Source organism: Anaeromyxobacter sp., from assembly GCA_016718565.1.
Taxonomy (GTDB): Bacteria; Myxococcota; Myxococcia; order Myxococcales; family Anaeromyxobacteraceae; genus JADKCZ01.
In genome coordinates, this window is sequence record JADKCZ010000001.1 from 1552306 (window position 1) to 1568185 (window position 15880).

Sequence of the window (15880 nt, forward strand, 5' to 3'; positions counted from 1 at the left end):
ACAGGCAGCGACGCTCATCTTCCCCAGGCGCACCCCGCCCGGGACTCCCGCCAGCGGCAGGCCGCCGCACCAGCCGGCGGCGCGCCCCGGCCCCGGGAGCCGCCTGGTCCCGCGCCTACTTCTTCTTGAACAGGGCCTCCAGGGCGTCCCTGGGATCCTCGCTCCGGGTGGGGGCCTCCCCGAAGAGGGCGGCCAGCCGGTTGCGGGCGTCGTCGGAGCGGTGCTTCTTGCGCGGCGCCCCGTCGCCCAGCTGGAACAGGTCGCAGGCGTTGGAGCTGTCCTTGTCGACGATCCGGTCGGCGTGCGGCTCGCGGCACTCGTTGCCCGCCGACAGGTCGTAGTGGCGGCAGTTGAGGCAGCGGTGCAGGTCCGCGTCGCACTCGGGGCAGGTGGTCCGGCGCCCGATGGGGCCGTCGAAGGCGAGGGTGGCGCCGCAGCCGTAGCACGTGGTGGTGGCCATGGCGGTATCATGGAGCGGCCCGCGGGCGCCTTCAATGAGAGACCCCATCCCGTTCGGGAGGTACCACCTGCTGGAGCGGCTCGCCATCGGCGGGATGGCCGAGATCTGGCTGGCGGAGGCGCGCGGCGAGCCGGGCCGGCGCTACGCGGTCAAGCGGCTCCTGCCCACCCTGGCGGACGACCCCGGCTTCGTCACCATGTTCCTCGACGAGGCCCGCATCGGCACCCTGCTGGACCACCCGGGCATCGTCCCGGTGCGGGACCTGGGGCGAGAGGGGTCCGGCTACTTCATGGCCATGGACTACCGCCCCGGGCCCGACCTCAGGGCCCTGCTGACGCGCCTGCGCCACGCCGGGGCGCGCCTGCCGCCGGCGCTGTCGACCTGGGTGGTGGCCGAGGCGGCCCGGGCGCTGGACCACGCCCACCGCGCCCGCGGCCCCGACGGCGCGCCGCTCGAGGTGGTGCACCGCGACCTCTCGCCCGCCAACCTGCTGCTGGGGTGGGACGGGCGGGTCTCGGTGCTGGACTTCGGCATCGCCACCGCCGCCTTCCGCGCCCACCGCGAGGGGGCGGTGCTGCGCGGCAAGCTCGGCTACCTCTCGCCCGAGCAGGTGGCCGGGCTGCCGGTGGACCGGCGCGGCGACGTCTTCTCGCTCGGCGCGGTGCTGCACGAGCTGCTCACCGGCCACCGGCTCTTCGGCGGCCCGTCCGACCTGGCGGTGCTGCAGCGGGTGCGGGCGGCCCAGGTGCGGCCCCCCTCGGAGCGCAACCCGGCCGTGCCGGCGGACCTCGACGCGCTGGTGCTGCGGGCCCTGGCCCGCGAGCCGGCCGAGCGCTTCGCCTGGGCCGCCGACCTGGCCGCGGCGCTGGGCCCGTTCACCGGCGAGGCGCCGGCCGCGGCGCTGGCGGCCGAGCTGGCGGCGCGGCTGCCGGCCGAGCTGGCGGAGGAGCGCGAGCGGGCCCGGCGCCCGGCCGCGGCCCACCCCGCCTAGTTGCGCAGCACCCCGTGCAGCGCCGAGAAGAGCTCGTCGTGGCCCGGCGGCGACTCGGCCAGGTCGGCCGACAGCACCGCCACCGTCTCCACGTCGAGCCGGATGCGCTCCCAGTCGTCCGCCGTGACCGCCAGGAACCCCTCGGCCACCCGCGGGTCGAACTGGGTGCCGGCGCAGCGGCTGATCTCGGCGCGCGCCTCGGTGAAGAGCTTGGCCTTGCGGTAGGGGCGGTCGCTGGTCATGGCGTCGAGCGTGTCCACCACGTGGAAGATGCGCGCCCCCAGGACGATCTCCTCGCCCTTGAGGCCGTTCGGGTAGCCGGTGCCGTCCCACTTCTCCTGGTGCTGCAGCACGATGGTGGAGGCCGGCCTGAGGTAGTCGACCCGCTGCAGCAGGGCCCACCCCAGCGCCGGGTGCTTCTTCATCTCGCTCCACTCCTCGGTGTCGAGGGGGCCGGGCTTGAGCAGCACCCGGTCGCGCACGCCGATCTTGCCGATGTCGTGCAGCAGCGCGCCGTGCTCGATGGTGGTGAGGTCCGGCTCCTGGATGCCCAGCGCCAGCGCCAGGCGGCGGGCGTAGAGCGAGACGCGGCGGGAGTGCCACTGGGTCTCGGCGTCGCGGTAGTCGAGCGCGGCGATGAGCCCCTCCAGCAGGGCCTGGGTGCGGTGGCGCACCATCTCCTCGAGCCGGAGGTTGATCTCGCGCAGCTGGCCGTTCTGGCGCTGCACCTCGCGGTTGAGGCGGTCGTTCTCGCTGCGCAGCCGGGAGGCCTCGGCCGCCTGGTGCACCGTGGCCAGCAGCTCCTGCTGGTGCCACGGCTTGGAGATGATGCGGAAGACCTCGCCCGAGTTGACCGCCTGCAGCGCCACCCGGAAGTCCTCGGCGGCGGTGCAGAGGATGCGCACCGCGCCGGGGGCCCGCTCCCGCACCTGCTTGAGGAGGGTGATGCCGTCGATGCCGGGCATCATGTAGTCGCTGATGACCACCACCGGCTGGTCGGCGTCCAGGGCCTTGAGGGCGTCCTCGGGCCCCAGGTAGCACCGGGGGTCGTAGCCGGCGCTCTCCAGGATGCGGGAGAGCGCCTTCAGGATCAGCTCGTCGTCGTCTACGATGAGGACTCGCTCCGCGGTCACCCGCCGATCAGACCACGGCGGGGGGTGGGCCGCAAGGCGACGGGGCGGCGCCCCGGGCCGAAAAAGGCGCTACCCGGGGAGCCCGAACCCGGTTAGGAGAGGGCGCCATGGACACCCCTCCCGACCTGGATCCGCTGGAGACCCGCGAGTGGCTGGAGGCGCTCGACGGGGTGCTGGTGCGCGAGGGGCCCGCCCGGGCCCACTTCCTCATCGAGCGGCTCATCGACCAGGCCCGCAACTCCGGGGCCTACCTGCCCTTCTCGGCCAACACCGGCTACGTCAACACCATCCCGGTGGAGCGGCAGCCGCCGCTGCCGGGCGACTTCGCGCTGGAGCAGCGCATCCGGCACTACATCCGCTGGAACGCCATGGCCATGGTGGTGCGCGCCAACAAGCACACCAACGTGGGCGGCCACATCGCCAGCTTCGCCTCGGCGGCGATGCTCTACGACATCGGCTACAACCACTTCTGGCGCTCCCCCACCAAGGACCGGGGCAGCGACCTGGTCTTCATCCAGGGCCACTCGTCGCCGGGCATCTACGCGCGCGCCTTCCTGCTGGGCCTCATCAGCGAGGACCAGCTCGACCACTACCGCCAGGAGGTGGGGGGGCGGGGGCTCTCCAGCTACCCGCACCCCTGGCTCATGCCGCACTTCTGGCAGTTCCCCACCGTGTCGATGGGGCTCGGGCCGCTCATGGCCATCTACCAGGCCCGCTTCATGAAGTACCTGGAGGACCGCGGCCTGGCCAGGACCGCCGGCCGCAAGGTCTGGGCCCTGTGCGGCGACGGCGAGATGGACGAGCCGGAGTCGCTGGGGGCGGCCGGCATGGCCGGCCGCGAGAAGCTCGACAACCTGGTCTTCGTGGTGAACTGCAACCTGCAGCGACTCGACGGGCCGGTGCGGGGCAACGGCAAGATCATCCAGGAGCTGGAGAGCGAGTTCCGCGGCTCGGGCTGGAACGTCATCAAGGTGGTGTGGGGCCGCCACTGGGACGCCCTGCTGGCCCGCGACACCGGGGGCCACCTGCAGCGCCGCATGATGGAGGTGGTGGACGGCGAGTACCAGACCTACAAGGCCAAGGACGGGGCCTTCGTGCGGGAGAAGTTCTTCAACACCCCGGAGCTCCGCCACCTGGTGGCCGACTACTCCGACGACGACCTCTGGAACCTGAACCGCGGCGGCCACGATCCCTTCAAGGTCTTCGCCGCCTACCACGAGGCCTCCAACCACGTGGGCCAGCCCACCGTGATCCTGGCCAAGACGGTCAAGGGCTACGGCATGGGGGAGTCGGGTGAGGCGCAGAACACCACCCACCAGCAGAAGAAGATGTCGGTGGAGGCCATCCGCCGCTTCCGCGACCGCTTCCAGCTGCCGGTGCCCGACGACCAGCTCGAGGAGGTGCCCTACCTGAAGTTCGAGCAGGGCTCGAAGGAGCTGGAGTACCTGAAGGCGCGCCGCGCCGCCCTGGGCGGCGACCGGCCCCGCCGGCGCCAGAAGGCCGAGTCGCTGGCGGTGCCGCCGCTCTCCGCCTTCCAGCGGCTGCTGGAGGGCAGCGGCGAGCGCGAGATCTCCACCACCATGGCCTTCGTGCAGCTGCTGCAGCAGCTGGTCAAGGACCCGGTGCTGGGGCCGCGGGTGGTGCCCATCGTGCCCGACGAGTCGCGCACCTTCGGCATGGAGGGGATGTTCCGCCAGCTCGGCATCTGGAGCCAGGTGGGCCAGCTCTACACGCCGCAGGACGCCGACCAGCTGATGTTCTACCGGGAGGACAAGAAGGGGCAGATCCTGCAGGAGGGGATCAACGAGGCCGGCGGCATGAGCGACTGGATCGCGGCCGCCACCAGCTACTCCATCCACGGCACCCCGACCATCCCGTTCTTCATCTTCTACTCGATGTTCGGCTTCCAGCGGGTCGGCGACCTGGCCTGGGCGGCCGGCGACATGCGGGCCCGCGGCTTCCTGCTGGGGGCCACGGCGGGGCGCACCACGCTGAACGGCGAGGGGCTGCAGCACCAGGACGGCCACAGCCACCTGCTGGCCGCCGCCATCCCCAACTGCGTGCCCTACGACCCCTCCTACGGCTACGAGGTCACCGTCATCATCCAGGACGGCCTGCGGCGCATGGTGGCCGAGCAGGAGGACGTCTACTACTACCTGACGGTGATGAACGAGAACGACCGCCAGCCGGCCATGCCGGCCGGGGTCGAGGCCGGCATCCTGAGGGGCATGTACCGGCTGCCCGGGCTCGACCCGGCCGGCGCGAAGAAGAAGGCGCCCCGGGTCCAGCTGCTCGGCTCCGGCGCCATCCTGCGGGAGGTGGTGGCGGCCGCCGCGCTGCTGCGCCAGGACTTCGGCGTCGAGGCCGACCTGTGGAGCTGCCCCTCCTTCACGCTGCTGGCGCGCGACGGCCAGGCGGTCGAGCGGGCCAACCGGCTCCACCCGGAGGCTCCGCCGCGGCGCTCCCACGTGGAGGCCTGCCTGGGCGGCACCACCGGCCCGGTGGTGGCCGCCACCGACTACGTGCGCGCCTTCGCGGAGCAGATCCGCCCCTGGGTGGGGCGGCGCTACCTGGTGCTCGGCACCGACGGCTTCGGCCGCTCCGACACCCGCGAGCAGCTGCGCCGCTTCTTCGAGGTGGACCGGCACCACGTGGTGGTGGCCGCCTTGAAGGCGCTGGCCGACGAGGGGGCCGTGCCGGCCGCCACCGTGGCCGCCGCCATCGCACAGTACGGCATCGACCCCACCCGGCCCGATCCCTGGACCGTCTAGCCCCCACCGGAGCGAGCGAAGGCATGAGCACCATCGACGTGAGGGTCCCGGCCATCGGCGGCGTCAAGGACGCCGGGGTGGTGGCCGTGCTGGTGAAGCCGGGCGACGTGGTGGCGCTCGACGCGTCGCTGATCACGCTGGAGACCGACAAGGCGAGCATGGACGTGCCGTCGCCGCTGGCCGGCACGGTGCGCCAGGTCTCGGTGAAGGAGGGCGACCGGCTGGGGGAGGGGAGCCTCATCCTGACGCTGGAGGCGGCGGCTCCGGCCGCGCCCGCGACCCCGACCCCGGCCTCGACCCCGACCCCGGGCTCGACCCCGGGCTCGACCCCGGGCTCGACCCCGGCCCCGACCCCGGCCCCGACCCCGACCTCGAGGGGTGAGGACCCCCCTCTCCCCTCCGGGGAGAGGGCCGGGGTGAGGGGCGCCGCGGACCAGGCTGCGCACCCCTTGGCCCCCCCGGCCTCGTCCGGCCTGCCCGCCTACCCCGTCGCCCTGCCGGCCACCCCCATCCCCGCCGGCGCCCCGACCACCCACGCCTCCCCCTCCGTCCGCAAGGCGGCGCGCGAGCTCGGGGTCGACCTGGTCAAGGTGCCCGGCTCCGGCCCCAAGGGGCGGGTGCTGCAGGAGGACGTCCGCAAGTACGTGAAGCAGGCGCTGACCGCGCCGCAGGCGCCGGCCAGCGGCGCCGGCCTCGACCTGCTCCCCTGGCCGAAGGTGGACTTCGCCCGGTTCGGACCGGTGGAGGCCCGCCCGCTCTCGCGCATCAAGAAGATCGCCGGCGCCAACCTGGCCCGCAACTGGGTGATGATCCCGCACGTCACGCAGCACGACGAGGCCGACGTCACCGAGCTGGAGGCCCTCCGGGTCCGGCTCAACGCCGAGCAGGGCAAGGACGGCGTGAAGGTCACCATGCTGGCCTTCCTCATGAAGGCCTGCGTGGCCGCGCTGCGGCAGTTCCCCGAGTTCAACGCCTCGCTCGACGGCGACGCGCTGATCCTGAAGCGCTCCTTCCACCTCGGCTTCGCCGCCGACACGCCCGGCGGCCTGGTGGTGCCGGTGGTGAAGGACGTCGATCAGAAGGGCGTGCTCACGCTGGCCCGCGAGCTGGGCGAGCTGGCGCTGAGGGCGCGCGAGGGCAAGCTCGGCCCCGCCGAGATGACGGGCGGCTGCTTCTCGATCTCCTCCCTGGGCGGCATCGGCGGCACCGCCTTCACGCCCATCATCAACGCGCCGGAGGTGGCCATCCTGGGCGTCTCGAAGGCCGCCATGAAGCCGGTCTGGGACGGGGAGGCCTTCCGCCCGCGGCTGATGCTGCCGCTCTCGCTCTCCTACGACCACCGGGTCATCGACGGCGCGGCGGCGGCCAGGTTCACCACCTTCCTGGGCGGGCTGCTGGCGGACCTGCGGAGGGTGCTGCTCTAGCCACCAGCCAGCCGCCGCTCCACCTCGCGTCCCTCGGCGCCGGGCGGCGGGTCCGCCGGCGGGCCGGCCAGGTGGCACGCCACGATCCTCCCCAGGTACTCGGCGAGCGGCAGGTGGTGGAAGCCGAGCTCCCGCGTGGCGCGCCCCGGGTCGACGAAGGACATCCACCGGCTGCTGAAGGGGGACATGCCCAGCGGGTCGAGGCCGGCCGAGCGGAGCCGCTCCGCCGGCACCGAGACCACCTCCGCCCGGCTGCCGAGCAGGCCGGCCAAGAGGCCGACCAGCTCGGCCAGGGTGGGCGCCTCCTGCTGGGCCACGTTGTAGGCCTGGCCGAAGGTCTCCGGCCGGCCGAGGATCGAGGCCACGAAGCGGGCCACCTCCCCGGCGTAGACGTGGCGCACCGGGTGGGCGCCGCCGTCCGGCAGCAGCACCGGGCCGCCGTCGAGCAGCCGCCAGAGGTACCGCTCCAGCCGGCGCTGCGGGTCGCGCTCGCCGTTCACCATGGGGATGCGGACGCGGGTGGCCGGGAAGCCGGCCGCGGCCAGCAGCGCCTCCTCGCAGGCCCGCTTGCCCGCGCCGTAGTCCCACTGCCCCTGGTCGTAGGGGCCTGCGGGGCGCGGCATGACCGGGCCGTCGGCGTCCGCCTCGGTGGCCGGCCTCGGCGCCCCCTGGCGCACCAGGTAGACCTGCCCGGTGGAGATGAGGACGTAGTGGCCGCAGCGCCCGGCCAGCGCCGCCGCGGCGCGCGCCCCGTCGGCGCCGGTGAAGGCCACGAAGTCCACCACCGCGTCGAAGGAGCGGCCGCCGAGGAGGCCTGCCAGGTCGCCCGTCCGGTCGCCGACCAGCCGCTCCACCCGCCCGCCGAACGGGTCCGGGTGGTGGCCGCGGTTGAGGAGGGTGACCCGGTGGCCGCCCGCCAGGAGCCGCCAGCCGAGCAGGGGGCCCACGAACCGGTTCCCGCCGATGAGGAGGACGTGCATCGGGTTGTCCTGGCCCGCCGCGGCGGCGAGGTCAAGGGCAGGGCGACCCGAGGGGACGGTTCGGACGTCCGAACCAGCACGTTCACCGGCCGAGCGCCCAGGGCCGCTCGGGGCACTGGTGAAGGCCGTCGTCACCGGCCTCGGCGGCGCAGCCAAGGCGGAGCTCCAGGCTGGCAGTCGCCGCGCGATCGTTCCAGCGCCGCCGCTCCTCGGGCGTCAGGGCCGAGAGCTCGTCGAGGAGCGTCGGGTCGGCCAAGGAGGCGCCGGCGTCCGGGCCGGTGGGGGAGGGGGCATGGCGCATCGCCCTCGACGCTAGCGGTCCAGCCCGACGCGGGGCAGGATGCGCCCCCATGATCTCCTTCCTCGGCACCGGCCTCCTCGGGGGCAGCTTCGTGAAGGCCTTGCGCCGCCGCGGCGAGCCGGTGCAGGTCTGGAACCGCACCGCGGCCAAGGCGGCCGCGCTGGCCGAGGTGGGGGCGATCCCGTGCGCCGACCCGGCCGCGGCGGTGCGCGGCGCGGCGCGGGTGCACCTCACGCTCTCCGACGACGCGGCGGTGGACGAGGTGCTGGAGGCGGCCCGGCCTGGCCTGGCGCCCGGCGTGGCGGTGGTGGACCACAGCACCACCTCGGCCGCCGGCACGGCGGCGCGGGCGGCCCGGTGGGCGGCGCGCGGCGTCACCTTCCAGCACGCGCCGGTCTTCATGGGGCCGGTCAACGCGCTGGAGGGGACCGGCCTCATGCTGGCCTCCGGCGATCGCGCCCGCTTCGACGCGCTGTCGCCGGCGCTGCGGCCGATGACCGGCACGCTCACCTGGGTGGGGCCGCAGGAGGAGCGGGCCGCGGGCCTCAAGCTCATCGGCAACCTCTTCCTGGTGGCCATGACCACCGGCCTCATCGACGCGCTGGCGCTGGGCAAGGCGCAGGGCATCCCACCCGCCGAGGCCGGCGCGCTCTTCGACCTCTTCAACCCGGGTGCGCTGGTCCCGGCGCGGATGAGGCGGATCCTGGCCGGCGACTTCGCCAACCCGTCCTGGGAGCTCGGCATGGCTCGCAAGGACGCCCGGCTCATGCTGGAGGCCGCGGCGGCCGGGGGGGTGCCGCTCACCGCCATCCCGGCCATCGCCGCCCGGATGGACGAGGTGCTGGCCGAGGGGCACGCCCGCTCGGACTGGACCGTGCTCGCCAAGGACCTCATCCGGTGAGCGGCAACGAGCGCCCCGACCTCTGCGCCGACTGCGGCGGGCAGTGCTGCCTGACCCGGCCAGGCCTCGAGGCGCCGGAGCGCTTCCTCGGAGCGCCCGCTCCCGTCCAGGGAGAGGGCCGGGGTGAGGGGGCCTCCGTGGCCTCGAGCGACCCCGCAGCGGCCCTGGCCGCCCTGCTCCTCACCGGTGACTGGGTGCTGGCCGAGCACGTCGGCGTGCCCTGGGTGGACGGCGTGGAGCCGCCCGAGGGCGACCGGCGCCGGATCATCCGCTACCCGCGCCCGGCCACGCTGCTCGAGCGCGGCCGAAGCGGAGCCCCGCAGGACGCGCTGGCGCCCTGCACGTTCCTCGGCGAGGTCGGCTGCCGCCTGGCCTTCGACGACCGCCCGCGCATGTGCCGGGCGCTGGCGCCGTCGCCCGGCTTCGAGTGCGAGGGCGACTGGGGCCGGCGCGAGGCGGCGCTGGCCTGGCTGCCGCACCAGGGGTGGGTGGAGGAGGCGAGGGCGAGGGCGGCCCGACGCTGAGGCCGCCCGCCGGGTCAGGGGAGCATGCGCTGCAGCTGGCCGAGCCCCCAGGGGGGCAACTCCCCCACGTCGGTGATCGCATCGGTGGCCAGGTCCAGCCGGTGGAGCTGCCGAGGCTCGGCTTCACCGTAGACATGGAACAGGAGGCCGCCCTCCTCGACGGTCCAGGGCACCGAGGTGGTGTTGCTGCCGAGCGCCGGCAGCGTGCGGCTCTGGCCGGTGGCGAGGTCCACCTCGATGAAGGATGGGGGGTATCCGAGGTAGACCTTGTCGCCGCCGACGCTGAAGGCGCTCGAGAAGGCCTGGTAGTTGCCGAGGACCCGGGGGGCGCCGCCGAGCGGCCGCAGGTACCAGCCGGAGTTGCTCGGCGTGAACACCTCGCCAGCGGGTCCTACGGCGAGGCCCTGGAAAGAGAGATCACTGTCGGTGAAGGAGTCAATCAACGCGTCGGTCTGGTTGTCGTAGATGCGGACGGTGTGCGTGACGTCGCAGGAGCCCTCCCCGCCGGCGCAGACGGTCTTGGTCGTGCCGTGCGCCCGGAAACGTCCGTTGCTGCTGACGGCCACGGGATCCTCGCTGTCCGCGCCCGCCGGCGGGTGGACCGGGCCGATGGCCCCGGTAGCGTCCAGGGTGGCCCATCCGGCCGAGGTGCCGTCCAGGCGAGCGACCGTACCGATCAGGACGTTCCGCTGGCGCAAGTAGAGGCTTGGGAAGTAGCGCTCGGGCCCGGTGACGCTGAAGATCTCCGTCGGGCCGGTCGGCCCGATCTTGAAGACCCTGTAGACATGCGGGAAGCTACGCGATTCGTCCAGGACCAGCCGGGGCACGCCAAACTTCACCGGCACGGTGAAGATGGTGTTGCTGGCCGGCTGGACTCCGCAGCCGGGCCCCTTGCGCTCGATGACGACGTCGAAGGACCCGGTGCCGTCGGTGGGGAGGCCGAGGGCCAAGCGCGTGCTGTGGAGGTCGATCGGGTAAGGCGCGGCCGCGGCCGTGAGGATGTCCTGCGCGGCGTTGGCGTAGCGGGACTCGAGGGGGACGCGGGTGGCGCCGGCGACCGCCGTGAAGGTGAGCTCGTCCTGCTCCAGGGTCGCAGCCCCGAAGGAGGACTCGTCGCGGCAGCGCAGCGTGGCGATGGGACCGGAGAGCTGGAGCCAGCCGTCCGGGTCCGCCTCGACGGGGGGCACGGCCGGGGCCTGGTCGGGCGCGGTCGGGGAGGGGACGTCGACCGTGGCGATCGGCGAGTGCCCGGCTCGCTCGGCGACCACGTGGAGCGCGGCACCGCAGCGCTGGGCGTCCATCAGGATCGCGACGCCGAGCTCGGAGCGCGGCGCGTCCAGGGTGCCGACCCTGCGGCCGAGCGAGGTCAGGATGGAGCTGTCCTGGTTGTCGTTGCAGAGCGCATAGGCATGCTTGCGCGCAGAGCCGATGAGCGCGCCACGTGCGGCCGAATCGCAGCGCTGGCCATCCTCGACGGCGCCAACGGCGTAGAGGGGAGCGAAGGCATCTCCGGAGTCGGACACCGACTCGAGCAGCACCTCCCACTCACCCGGCTCGGTGGTGCGGTCGAAGGCGACGGACGACACCCCCCCAGGGGCGATCCTGGACTGGGGCGGCTGCGCGCGGCACCAGGGGCGTGCCTTCAGCCGGCCCGCCGCCTCGGCCGCCAGCCGCTTGGGATCCCTGCAGTTGCAGGCCACGATGGAGAGCCGATTGGCGGAGTTGTTCAGGTAGTCAGCCGTCCGATCGATCAGCGCGCTGGCGGTGGCGGCCCAGGCGTTGTTGGCGTTGCACCCGCCGCTGGCGATGGCGTCGACCTGGTTCTCCAGCCTGCCGAGGGTCAGCAGGTCCTTCAGCGAGTCGCGCGCCTGCCAGAAGCACTGCGGCTGGAGCTCGGCGGAGCGCTTCATCGCCCCCTCCAGGCCCGTGCAGACGCTCCTCATCATGTCGTCGAAGAAGGCCCGCGCCGCGCCCGTCCACTGGCCCTCGTCTGCGCCGAGGCGCTGCAGCAGCATGTTGGTCCCGATGGACAGGACCATGGCCTCCTGGACGAGCCCCTCCTCGAGCAGCCCGGAGAAGAGGGTCCGCAGCGCCGGCAGAAGGTCGTCGAGCGGGATGGAGGCGGCGTTCAGGAAGAAGCGGTTCCAGTAGACCGGGTCGGCGCCCGGGCTGGTCGCCACGGGGCCGCCCAGGTGGAGGGCCGTGCGCGCCTGCCGCGCGACGGCGGCCGTGGGGGGCAGGCCCGGTGTCGCCAGGCTGCCGAAGCCCAGCGAGGTCACCGCCGCCGTCAGCGTGCGGCCGTCGGGGCTCCGGACGGAAGGGGCGTAGAACCGCTGGTCGGCGCCCGACGCGCGGGAGAACAGGGTGGCGTCGGCGTCGAAGGCGCCGCCGGGGATGGTCAGGGTCACGGCGACGGGCTGACGGAAGAGCAGCCCTGGCGTGTCGAAGGCGATACGGAACCACTCGCCACGCTGAGCCGCCAGCGGCTCCACGGTCAGCGGGACATCGGCGATCAGCGCCCCTGCGGGCACCTCCAGGTGGAGCGTCGCTCCTTCGGGCGTGACCACGTCCAGCGCGCCCCCGGCCGCGCCGAGGACCGCGCTGACCGGCCCCGTGGGCGTCGGCGCGCCAGCCGGCACCACGCAGGTGCGACCCGAGCAGGCTCCGAGCATGCAGTCGGCGTTCACGCTGCACGACGCGGCCACGGCACAGCCGGCGCGGCAGGAGCCGCCGCAGTCCACGTCGGTCTCGTCCTGGTTCCGGAGCCCGTCGGCGCAGGCCGTGGCGGTCGGAGGGGTGGGGGTCCCGGAGGAGGATGAGCACCCCGCACCCACCAGCGTGAGCAGCGAGGCAGCCAGTGCGATTCCGACCCGCTTCATGAGGCCCCCAGACGCGTACGGGGCGGCTCAGCGCCGGCCCCTATCCCATCTCTGACTGTCCCTGCGACGACCTGTGACCTCCTGGGTGCTCGAGGACGTTGCGTTTGACCGCCCCTGGCCCCAAAGCCCAGGAGTTCCGGCCCGGGCGGCGCGGCCCAGGTGAGGATCGGGGCCACCAGCTCATCGCCACCCTACGATCTTGGTTCGGACGTCCGAACTCGCCCGCCCGGCTCAGTTCGCCACGGCCGCCGCCAGCACGATCCGCTCGCGCCTCGACACCACCACGCCGCCGGGCCGCTCCACCGTGACCGCGAACAGGGTCGGCCGGTCCACCGCGACCGCCGCGTCGATGGGGACGACCACCTCGTCCCCGTCACGTCGAAGACGCCGCCGTCCACCGGGTGGGCCGCCTCGCGCGCGGCGTCGAAGATCCAGAGCTGGTACTGCGCGCGGACGCGGTCGTTGCGCTGGAGCCCGCGGATGCGCATGAAGCCGGCCTGGCGCGCCCCGCTCCAGACCACGTCGCCGGAGGCGCCCTGCGCCGCAGGGTCCTTGGTGGCCGCCCAGGCCACGGTGCGCGCGTCCGGGGCCTCCCGGAGCAGCGCCTCGCGCCGCGCCGCAGGGGGAGGCACGGGCGGTGGCGACTGCACCACCAGCCGCTCCGTCTCCAGCACCTCGGGCGGGCGGAGCCAGGCCGCGCCGGCCAGGGCCAGGCAGGCGGCCGCGACGGCCCAGCCGCCCCATCGGAACAGGTCCGGGCGCGCCTTCGGGGTGCCTGGGCCACGGGCAGGCGGCTCGACGACCCGGACCACGCCGGCCGGTCCGGCGATCGGTGCCACGCCGACCGGTCCAACGGCCGGCCCGGCGGCCCGCGCGGCGCCGGCGCTCGGCGCGGCGGCCAGCACCTTGGCCGCCAGCACCGCCGGCATCGGCTCGGGCGGGATGGTGCCGAGCGCCAGGGCCGCGGCCGCCAGGTCGAACCCGTCGTCGCCGGCGGCGCGCAGGCGCAGGAGCTCCGACGCCTCCTCGGGGACGAGCCCCTCGAGGGCGCGGGCGGCCAGCAGCTCGTCCTGTCGAGTGGGCCCGCTCATCGCTCGTCCTCCGGCGATACTACCTCGTTCACTTCGCCCAGCAGGGCCGCCCGGATGCGCTGGAGGCCGCGCCGGGTGTGGGCCTTCACGGTGCCGAGCGGCATGCCGGTCTGGGCGGCAATCTCCTCGTGCGTCAGCCCCTGCGTCACCGACAGGCGCAGGACCTCCCGCTGCTCCACCCGCAGCCCCGCCATGGCCCGGACGGCCAGGCCGGCCTCGGCGCAGCGCTCCGCGTCACCCTGGACCGACGCCCCGGCCGCCTCGGCGAGGGGCAGGGTGGCCGGGCGGCGCAGGACCGTGCGGCGCCGGTCGATGAGCCGGCGCCGGGCCAGCATGGCCACGAAGACCTCCTCCGAGCCCCGGGCCGGGTCGTAGCGGGCGCCGTGGCGCCACAGGTCGAGGAAGATCTCCTGGGTGGCGTCCTCGGCGTCGGCGGGCGAGGGCGAGAGGCGGCGGGCCAGGGCCCAGACCAGCCCACCGAAGCGGGCCAGGCAACCGCGCACCGCGGCGTCGTCGCCGAGGGCGGCGCGGACCAGCATGGGCGTCTCCGGCACGGGCGGCATGGCCGCACCGATATTGGCGTACCCGGCGTCAACGGCAAGGCCCCCGGCGGGCCCGCCGGGACGGGCGCGCCACGCCAGGGGCCCGCGGCCGACGGCCGCTCCCTCCGGTGGAGCGGGCCCGGGCCGGGGCGAGCGCCGCTCCGGCCCGGGGAGGACCCGATCACGGGGCCGGCAGGATCACCCGGTCGATGACGTGGATGACGCCGTTGCTGGCGAGCACGTCGGTGGTCACGATGCCGGAGGTGCGCGCGCGCGCGTCGGTGATGGCCAGCGCGGCGCTGATGCCGAAGGTGCCGCCCTGGACGGTGGCCGGCTGGGTGCCGGGCACGATGTCGGCCTTCAGCGCCCGGACCGGCAGCACGTGGTAGGTGAGCACCGCAGTCAGGAGCGCCGTGTCGGCCAGGAGCGCCTCCTTGGTGACGTCGAGCTCGGTGAGGAGCGCGGCGAAGGCGGCGTTGGTGGGCGCGAAGACGGTGAACGGGCCCGGGCCGGACAGGGTGGCGACCAGATCGGCGGCGGCCACGGCCTCGACGAGGATGCTGAAGTCGGGGAGAGCCTGCGCCGTCTGCACGATGTTCTTGTCGGCCGGCAGGATGACCCGGTCGATGACGTGGACCACGCCGTTCGAGACCTCGAGGTCGGTGGTGACGATCCCGGCGGTCCGGTTGCGCCCGTCGGTGATGGTGAGGGCCGGGCCGGCGGCGTCGATCTTGAAGATGCCGCCCTGCTTGGTGGTGATGGCCTTGCCGGCCGGCACCTGGGCCTTCAGCACCTTGCCGTCGAGCACGTGGTAGGTGAGCACCGCGGTGAGCAGGGGCTTGTTGGCGAGCAGCTCGGCCTTGCTCACGCCGAGCTCGGTGAGCAGGGCGCCGAAGGCGGCGTTGGTGGGGGCGAAGACGGTGAAGGGGCCAGGGCCGGAGAGCGTGGTGGAGAGCTCGGCCGCCACCACCGCCTCGACGAGGATGCTGAGGTCGGGAGTGGCCTGCGCCGTCTGGACGGCGTTGAGCGGGGCGGGGTCGCTGGAGTCCCCGCAGGCGGTCAGGACCAAGGCCGACATGGCGAGCACGGCGAGGGGCTTCGAGAGGCTGGTCATGCTGGGCTCCGTGGAAGGGCGGTGCGCGTGATGCGCACGCCTGCCTCCCACTTCGCCGCTGGTCAGATGCTGGACGCAGACTGGACAGGCCATGGCCCACCATGGTCCTCCTGTCCACCCGATCACCGGCCGGACGTCCCGCCCCGCCCGGGATCCCGGCGCAGTGGAACCAAGGGGACCGGACGCACCACGGCCGCGCGAGGTCCACCTCTGGACCCGGCGCGGCCGCTGGGGTGCTGCGGCTCGTGGAGCCTCAGAACGAGTTCAGGAACTCGTCGTTGGTCTCGAACTCCTGCAGCTTCTTGAGGAGCCGCTCCATGGCCTCCACCGGCTTGAGCGAGGCCAGCGCGCCGCGCAGGCGGCGCACCTTCTCGATCTCCTTGGCGGAGAAGAGCTTCTCCTCCTTGCGGGTGCCGGAGGCGCCGATGTCGATGGCCGGGAAGATGCGCCGCTCGGCCAGCTGCCGCGACAGCACCACCTCCATGTTGCCGGTGCCCTTGAACTCCTCGAAGATCACCTCGTCCATGCGCGAGCCGGTGTCGATGAGCGCGGTGGCGATGATGGTGAGCGAGCCGCCCTCCTCGGCCTTCCTGGGCGGCGCCGAAGAGCCGCCTGGGGCGCTCCAGCGCCCGCGAGTCGACGCCGCCCGTGAGGGTGCGGCCGGAGGACTCGACCTCCTTGTTGTAGGCTCCGGGCCAGCCAGGTGATGGAGTCGAGCAGGATGACCGACGTCCGCCGCCCTCCACCAGCCGGCGGGCGCGCTCCATGG

The 15880-nt window shown here is 74.0% G+C and carries 13 protein-coding genes and 1 pseudogene; 5 read left to right on the top strand and 9 right to left on the bottom strand.

Annotated features, from left to right (window positions below):
- Window positions 1–115 precede the first annotated feature (115 nt).
- Window positions 116–460 (bottom strand): hypothetical protein, encoded by a 345-nt coding sequence (locus tag IPO09_06705; GenBank protein MBK9517038.1) that lies wholly within the window; start codon window positions 458–460, stop codon window positions 116–118.
- A gap of 34 nt (window positions 461–494) precedes the next feature.
- On the opposite strand from IPO09_06705, the gene IPO09_06710 reads away from it, so the two are divergent.
- Entirely contained in the window at window positions 495–1451 is a 957-nt protein-coding gene (locus IPO09_06710) for a serine/threonine protein kinase (protein MBK9517039.1), read from the top strand.
- On the opposite strand, the gene IPO09_06715 is transcribed toward IPO09_06710, so the two are convergent.
- Complete coding sequence (locus IPO09_06715; protein ID MBK9517040.1) at window positions 1448–2584, bottom strand: response regulator; 1137 nt, start codon at window positions 2582–2584, stop codon at window positions 1448–1450. The genes IPO09_06710 and IPO09_06715 overlap by 4 nt on opposite strands.
- Window positions 2585–2691: 107 nt before the next feature.
- Here IPO09_06715 and aceE point away from each other — a divergent pair, with 107 nt between their 5' ends.
- The gene (gene aceE, locus IPO09_06720; protein MBK9517041.1) at window positions 2692–5355 is read left to right on the top strand and encodes a pyruvate dehydrogenase (acetyl-transferring), homodimeric type; all 2664 of its coding nucleotides are present in this window, start codon (window positions 2692–2694) and stop codon (window positions 5353–5355) included.
- A 23-nt stretch (window positions 5356–5378) separates the two neighbouring features.
- Entirely contained in the window at window positions 5379–6779 is a 1401-nt protein-coding gene (gene aceF, locus IPO09_06725; protein MBK9517042.1) for a dihydrolipoyllysine-residue acetyltransferase, read from the top strand.
- Here the strand turns inward: aceF and IPO09_06730 are convergent.
- Window positions 6776–7759 (bottom strand): NAD-dependent epimerase/dehydratase family protein, encoded by a 984-nt coding sequence (locus tag IPO09_06730; GenBank protein ID MBK9517043.1) that lies wholly within the window; start codon window positions 7757–7759, stop codon window positions 6776–6778. The two genes, aceF and IPO09_06730, sit on opposite strands and share 4 nt — an antisense overlap.
- 82 nt (window positions 7760–7841) lie before the next feature.
- Window positions 7842–8060 (bottom strand): hypothetical protein, encoded by a 219-nt coding sequence (locus IPO09_06735; GenBank protein ID MBK9517044.1) that lies wholly within the window; start codon window positions 8058–8060, stop codon window positions 7842–7844.
- A gap of 49 nt (window positions 8061–8109) precedes the next feature.
- On the opposite strand from IPO09_06735, the gene IPO09_06740 reads away from it, so the two are divergent.
- Together IPO09_06740 and IPO09_06745 are read left to right on the top strand one after the other, a co-directional pair.
- Window positions 8110–8961, top strand: coding sequence for an NAD(P)-dependent oxidoreductase (locus tag IPO09_06740; GenBank protein ID MBK9517045.1), 852 nt, complete (start codon window positions 8110–8112; stop codon window positions 8959–8961).
- Window positions 8958–9485: a hypothetical protein gene (locus IPO09_06745; GenBank protein ID MBK9517046.1), complete on the top strand. Its 528-nt coding sequence runs from the start codon at window positions 8958–8960 to the stop codon at window positions 9483–9485. Before IPO09_06740 ends, IPO09_06745 begins: the two co-directional genes overlap by 4 nt.
- Window positions 9486–9499: 14 nt before the next feature.
- On the opposite strand, the gene IPO09_06750 is transcribed toward IPO09_06745, so the two are convergent.
- The 5 genes and pseudogenes from IPO09_06750 to rho form a co-directional block, all read right to left on the bottom strand.
- The gene (locus tag IPO09_06750) at window positions 9500–12364 is read right to left on the bottom strand and encodes a hypothetical protein (GenBank protein MBK9517047.1); all 2865 of its coding nucleotides are present in this window, start codon (window positions 12362–12364) and stop codon (window positions 9500–9502) included.
- A gap of 191 nt (window positions 12365–12555) precedes the next feature.
- The gene (locus IPO09_06755; GenBank protein MBK9517048.1) at window positions 12556–13455 is read right to left on the bottom strand and encodes a hypothetical protein; all 900 of its coding nucleotides are present in this window, start codon (window positions 13453–13455) and stop codon (window positions 12556–12558) included.
- Window positions 13452–14018 carry a sigma-70 family RNA polymerase sigma factor gene (locus tag IPO09_06760; GenBank protein ID MBK9517049.1) on the bottom strand — a complete coding sequence of 189 codons (567 nt, stop codon included), beginning with the start codon at window positions 14016–14018 and terminating at the stop codon, window positions 13452–13454. Before IPO09_06760 ends, IPO09_06755 begins: the two co-directional genes overlap by 4 nt.
- 160 nt (window positions 14019–14178) lie before the next feature.
- Window positions 14179–15111: a fasciclin domain-containing protein gene (locus tag IPO09_06765; GenBank protein MBK9517050.1), complete on the bottom strand. Its 933-nt coding sequence runs from the start codon at window positions 15109–15111 to the stop codon at window positions 14179–14181.
- 253 nt (window positions 15112–15364) lie between these two features.
- A pseudogene (gene rho / locus IPO09_06770) lies at window positions 15365–15880 on the bottom strand (transcription termination factor Rho).

Coding starts and splice junctions, on each gene's coding strand:
- aceF (MBK9517042.1), top strand. CDS start 5,379: ATGAGCACCATCGACGTGAGGGTCCCGGCCATCGGCGGCGTCAAGGAC.
- IPO09_06705 (MBK9517038.1), bottom strand. CDS start 460: ATGGCCACCACCACGTGCTACGGCTGCGGCGCCACCCTCGCCTTCGAC.
- aceE (MBK9517041.1), top strand. CDS start 2,692: ATGGACACCCCTCCCGACCTGGATCCGCTGGAGACCCGCGAGTGGCTG.
- IPO09_06735 (MBK9517044.1), bottom strand. CDS start 8,060: ATGCGCCATGCCCCCTCCCCCACCGGCCCGGACGCCGGCGCCTCCTTG.
- IPO09_06755 (MBK9517048.1), bottom strand. CDS start 13,455: ATGAGCGGGCCCACTCGACAGGACGAGCTGCTGGCCGCCCGCGCCCTC.
- IPO09_06730 (MBK9517043.1), bottom strand. CDS start 7,759: ATGCACGTCCTCCTCATCGGCGGGAACCGGTTCGTGGGCCCCCTGCTC.
- IPO09_06765 (MBK9517050.1), bottom strand. CDS start 15,111: ATGACCAGCCTCTCGAAGCCCCTCGCCGTGCTCGCCATGTCGGCCTTG.
- IPO09_06740 (MBK9517045.1), top strand. CDS start 8,110: ATGATCTCCTTCCTCGGCACCGGCCTCCTCGGGGGCAGCTTCGTGAAG.
- IPO09_06760 (MBK9517049.1), bottom strand. CDS start 14,018: ATGCCGCCCGTGCCGGAGACGCCCATGCTGGTCCGCGCCGCCCTCGGC.
- IPO09_06710 (MBK9517039.1), top strand. CDS start 495: ATGAGAGACCCCATCCCGTTCGGGAGGTACCACCTGCTGGAGCGGCTC.
- IPO09_06750 (MBK9517047.1), bottom strand. CDS start 12,364: ATGAAGCGGGTCGGAATCGCACTGGCTGCCTCGCTGCTCACGCTGGTG.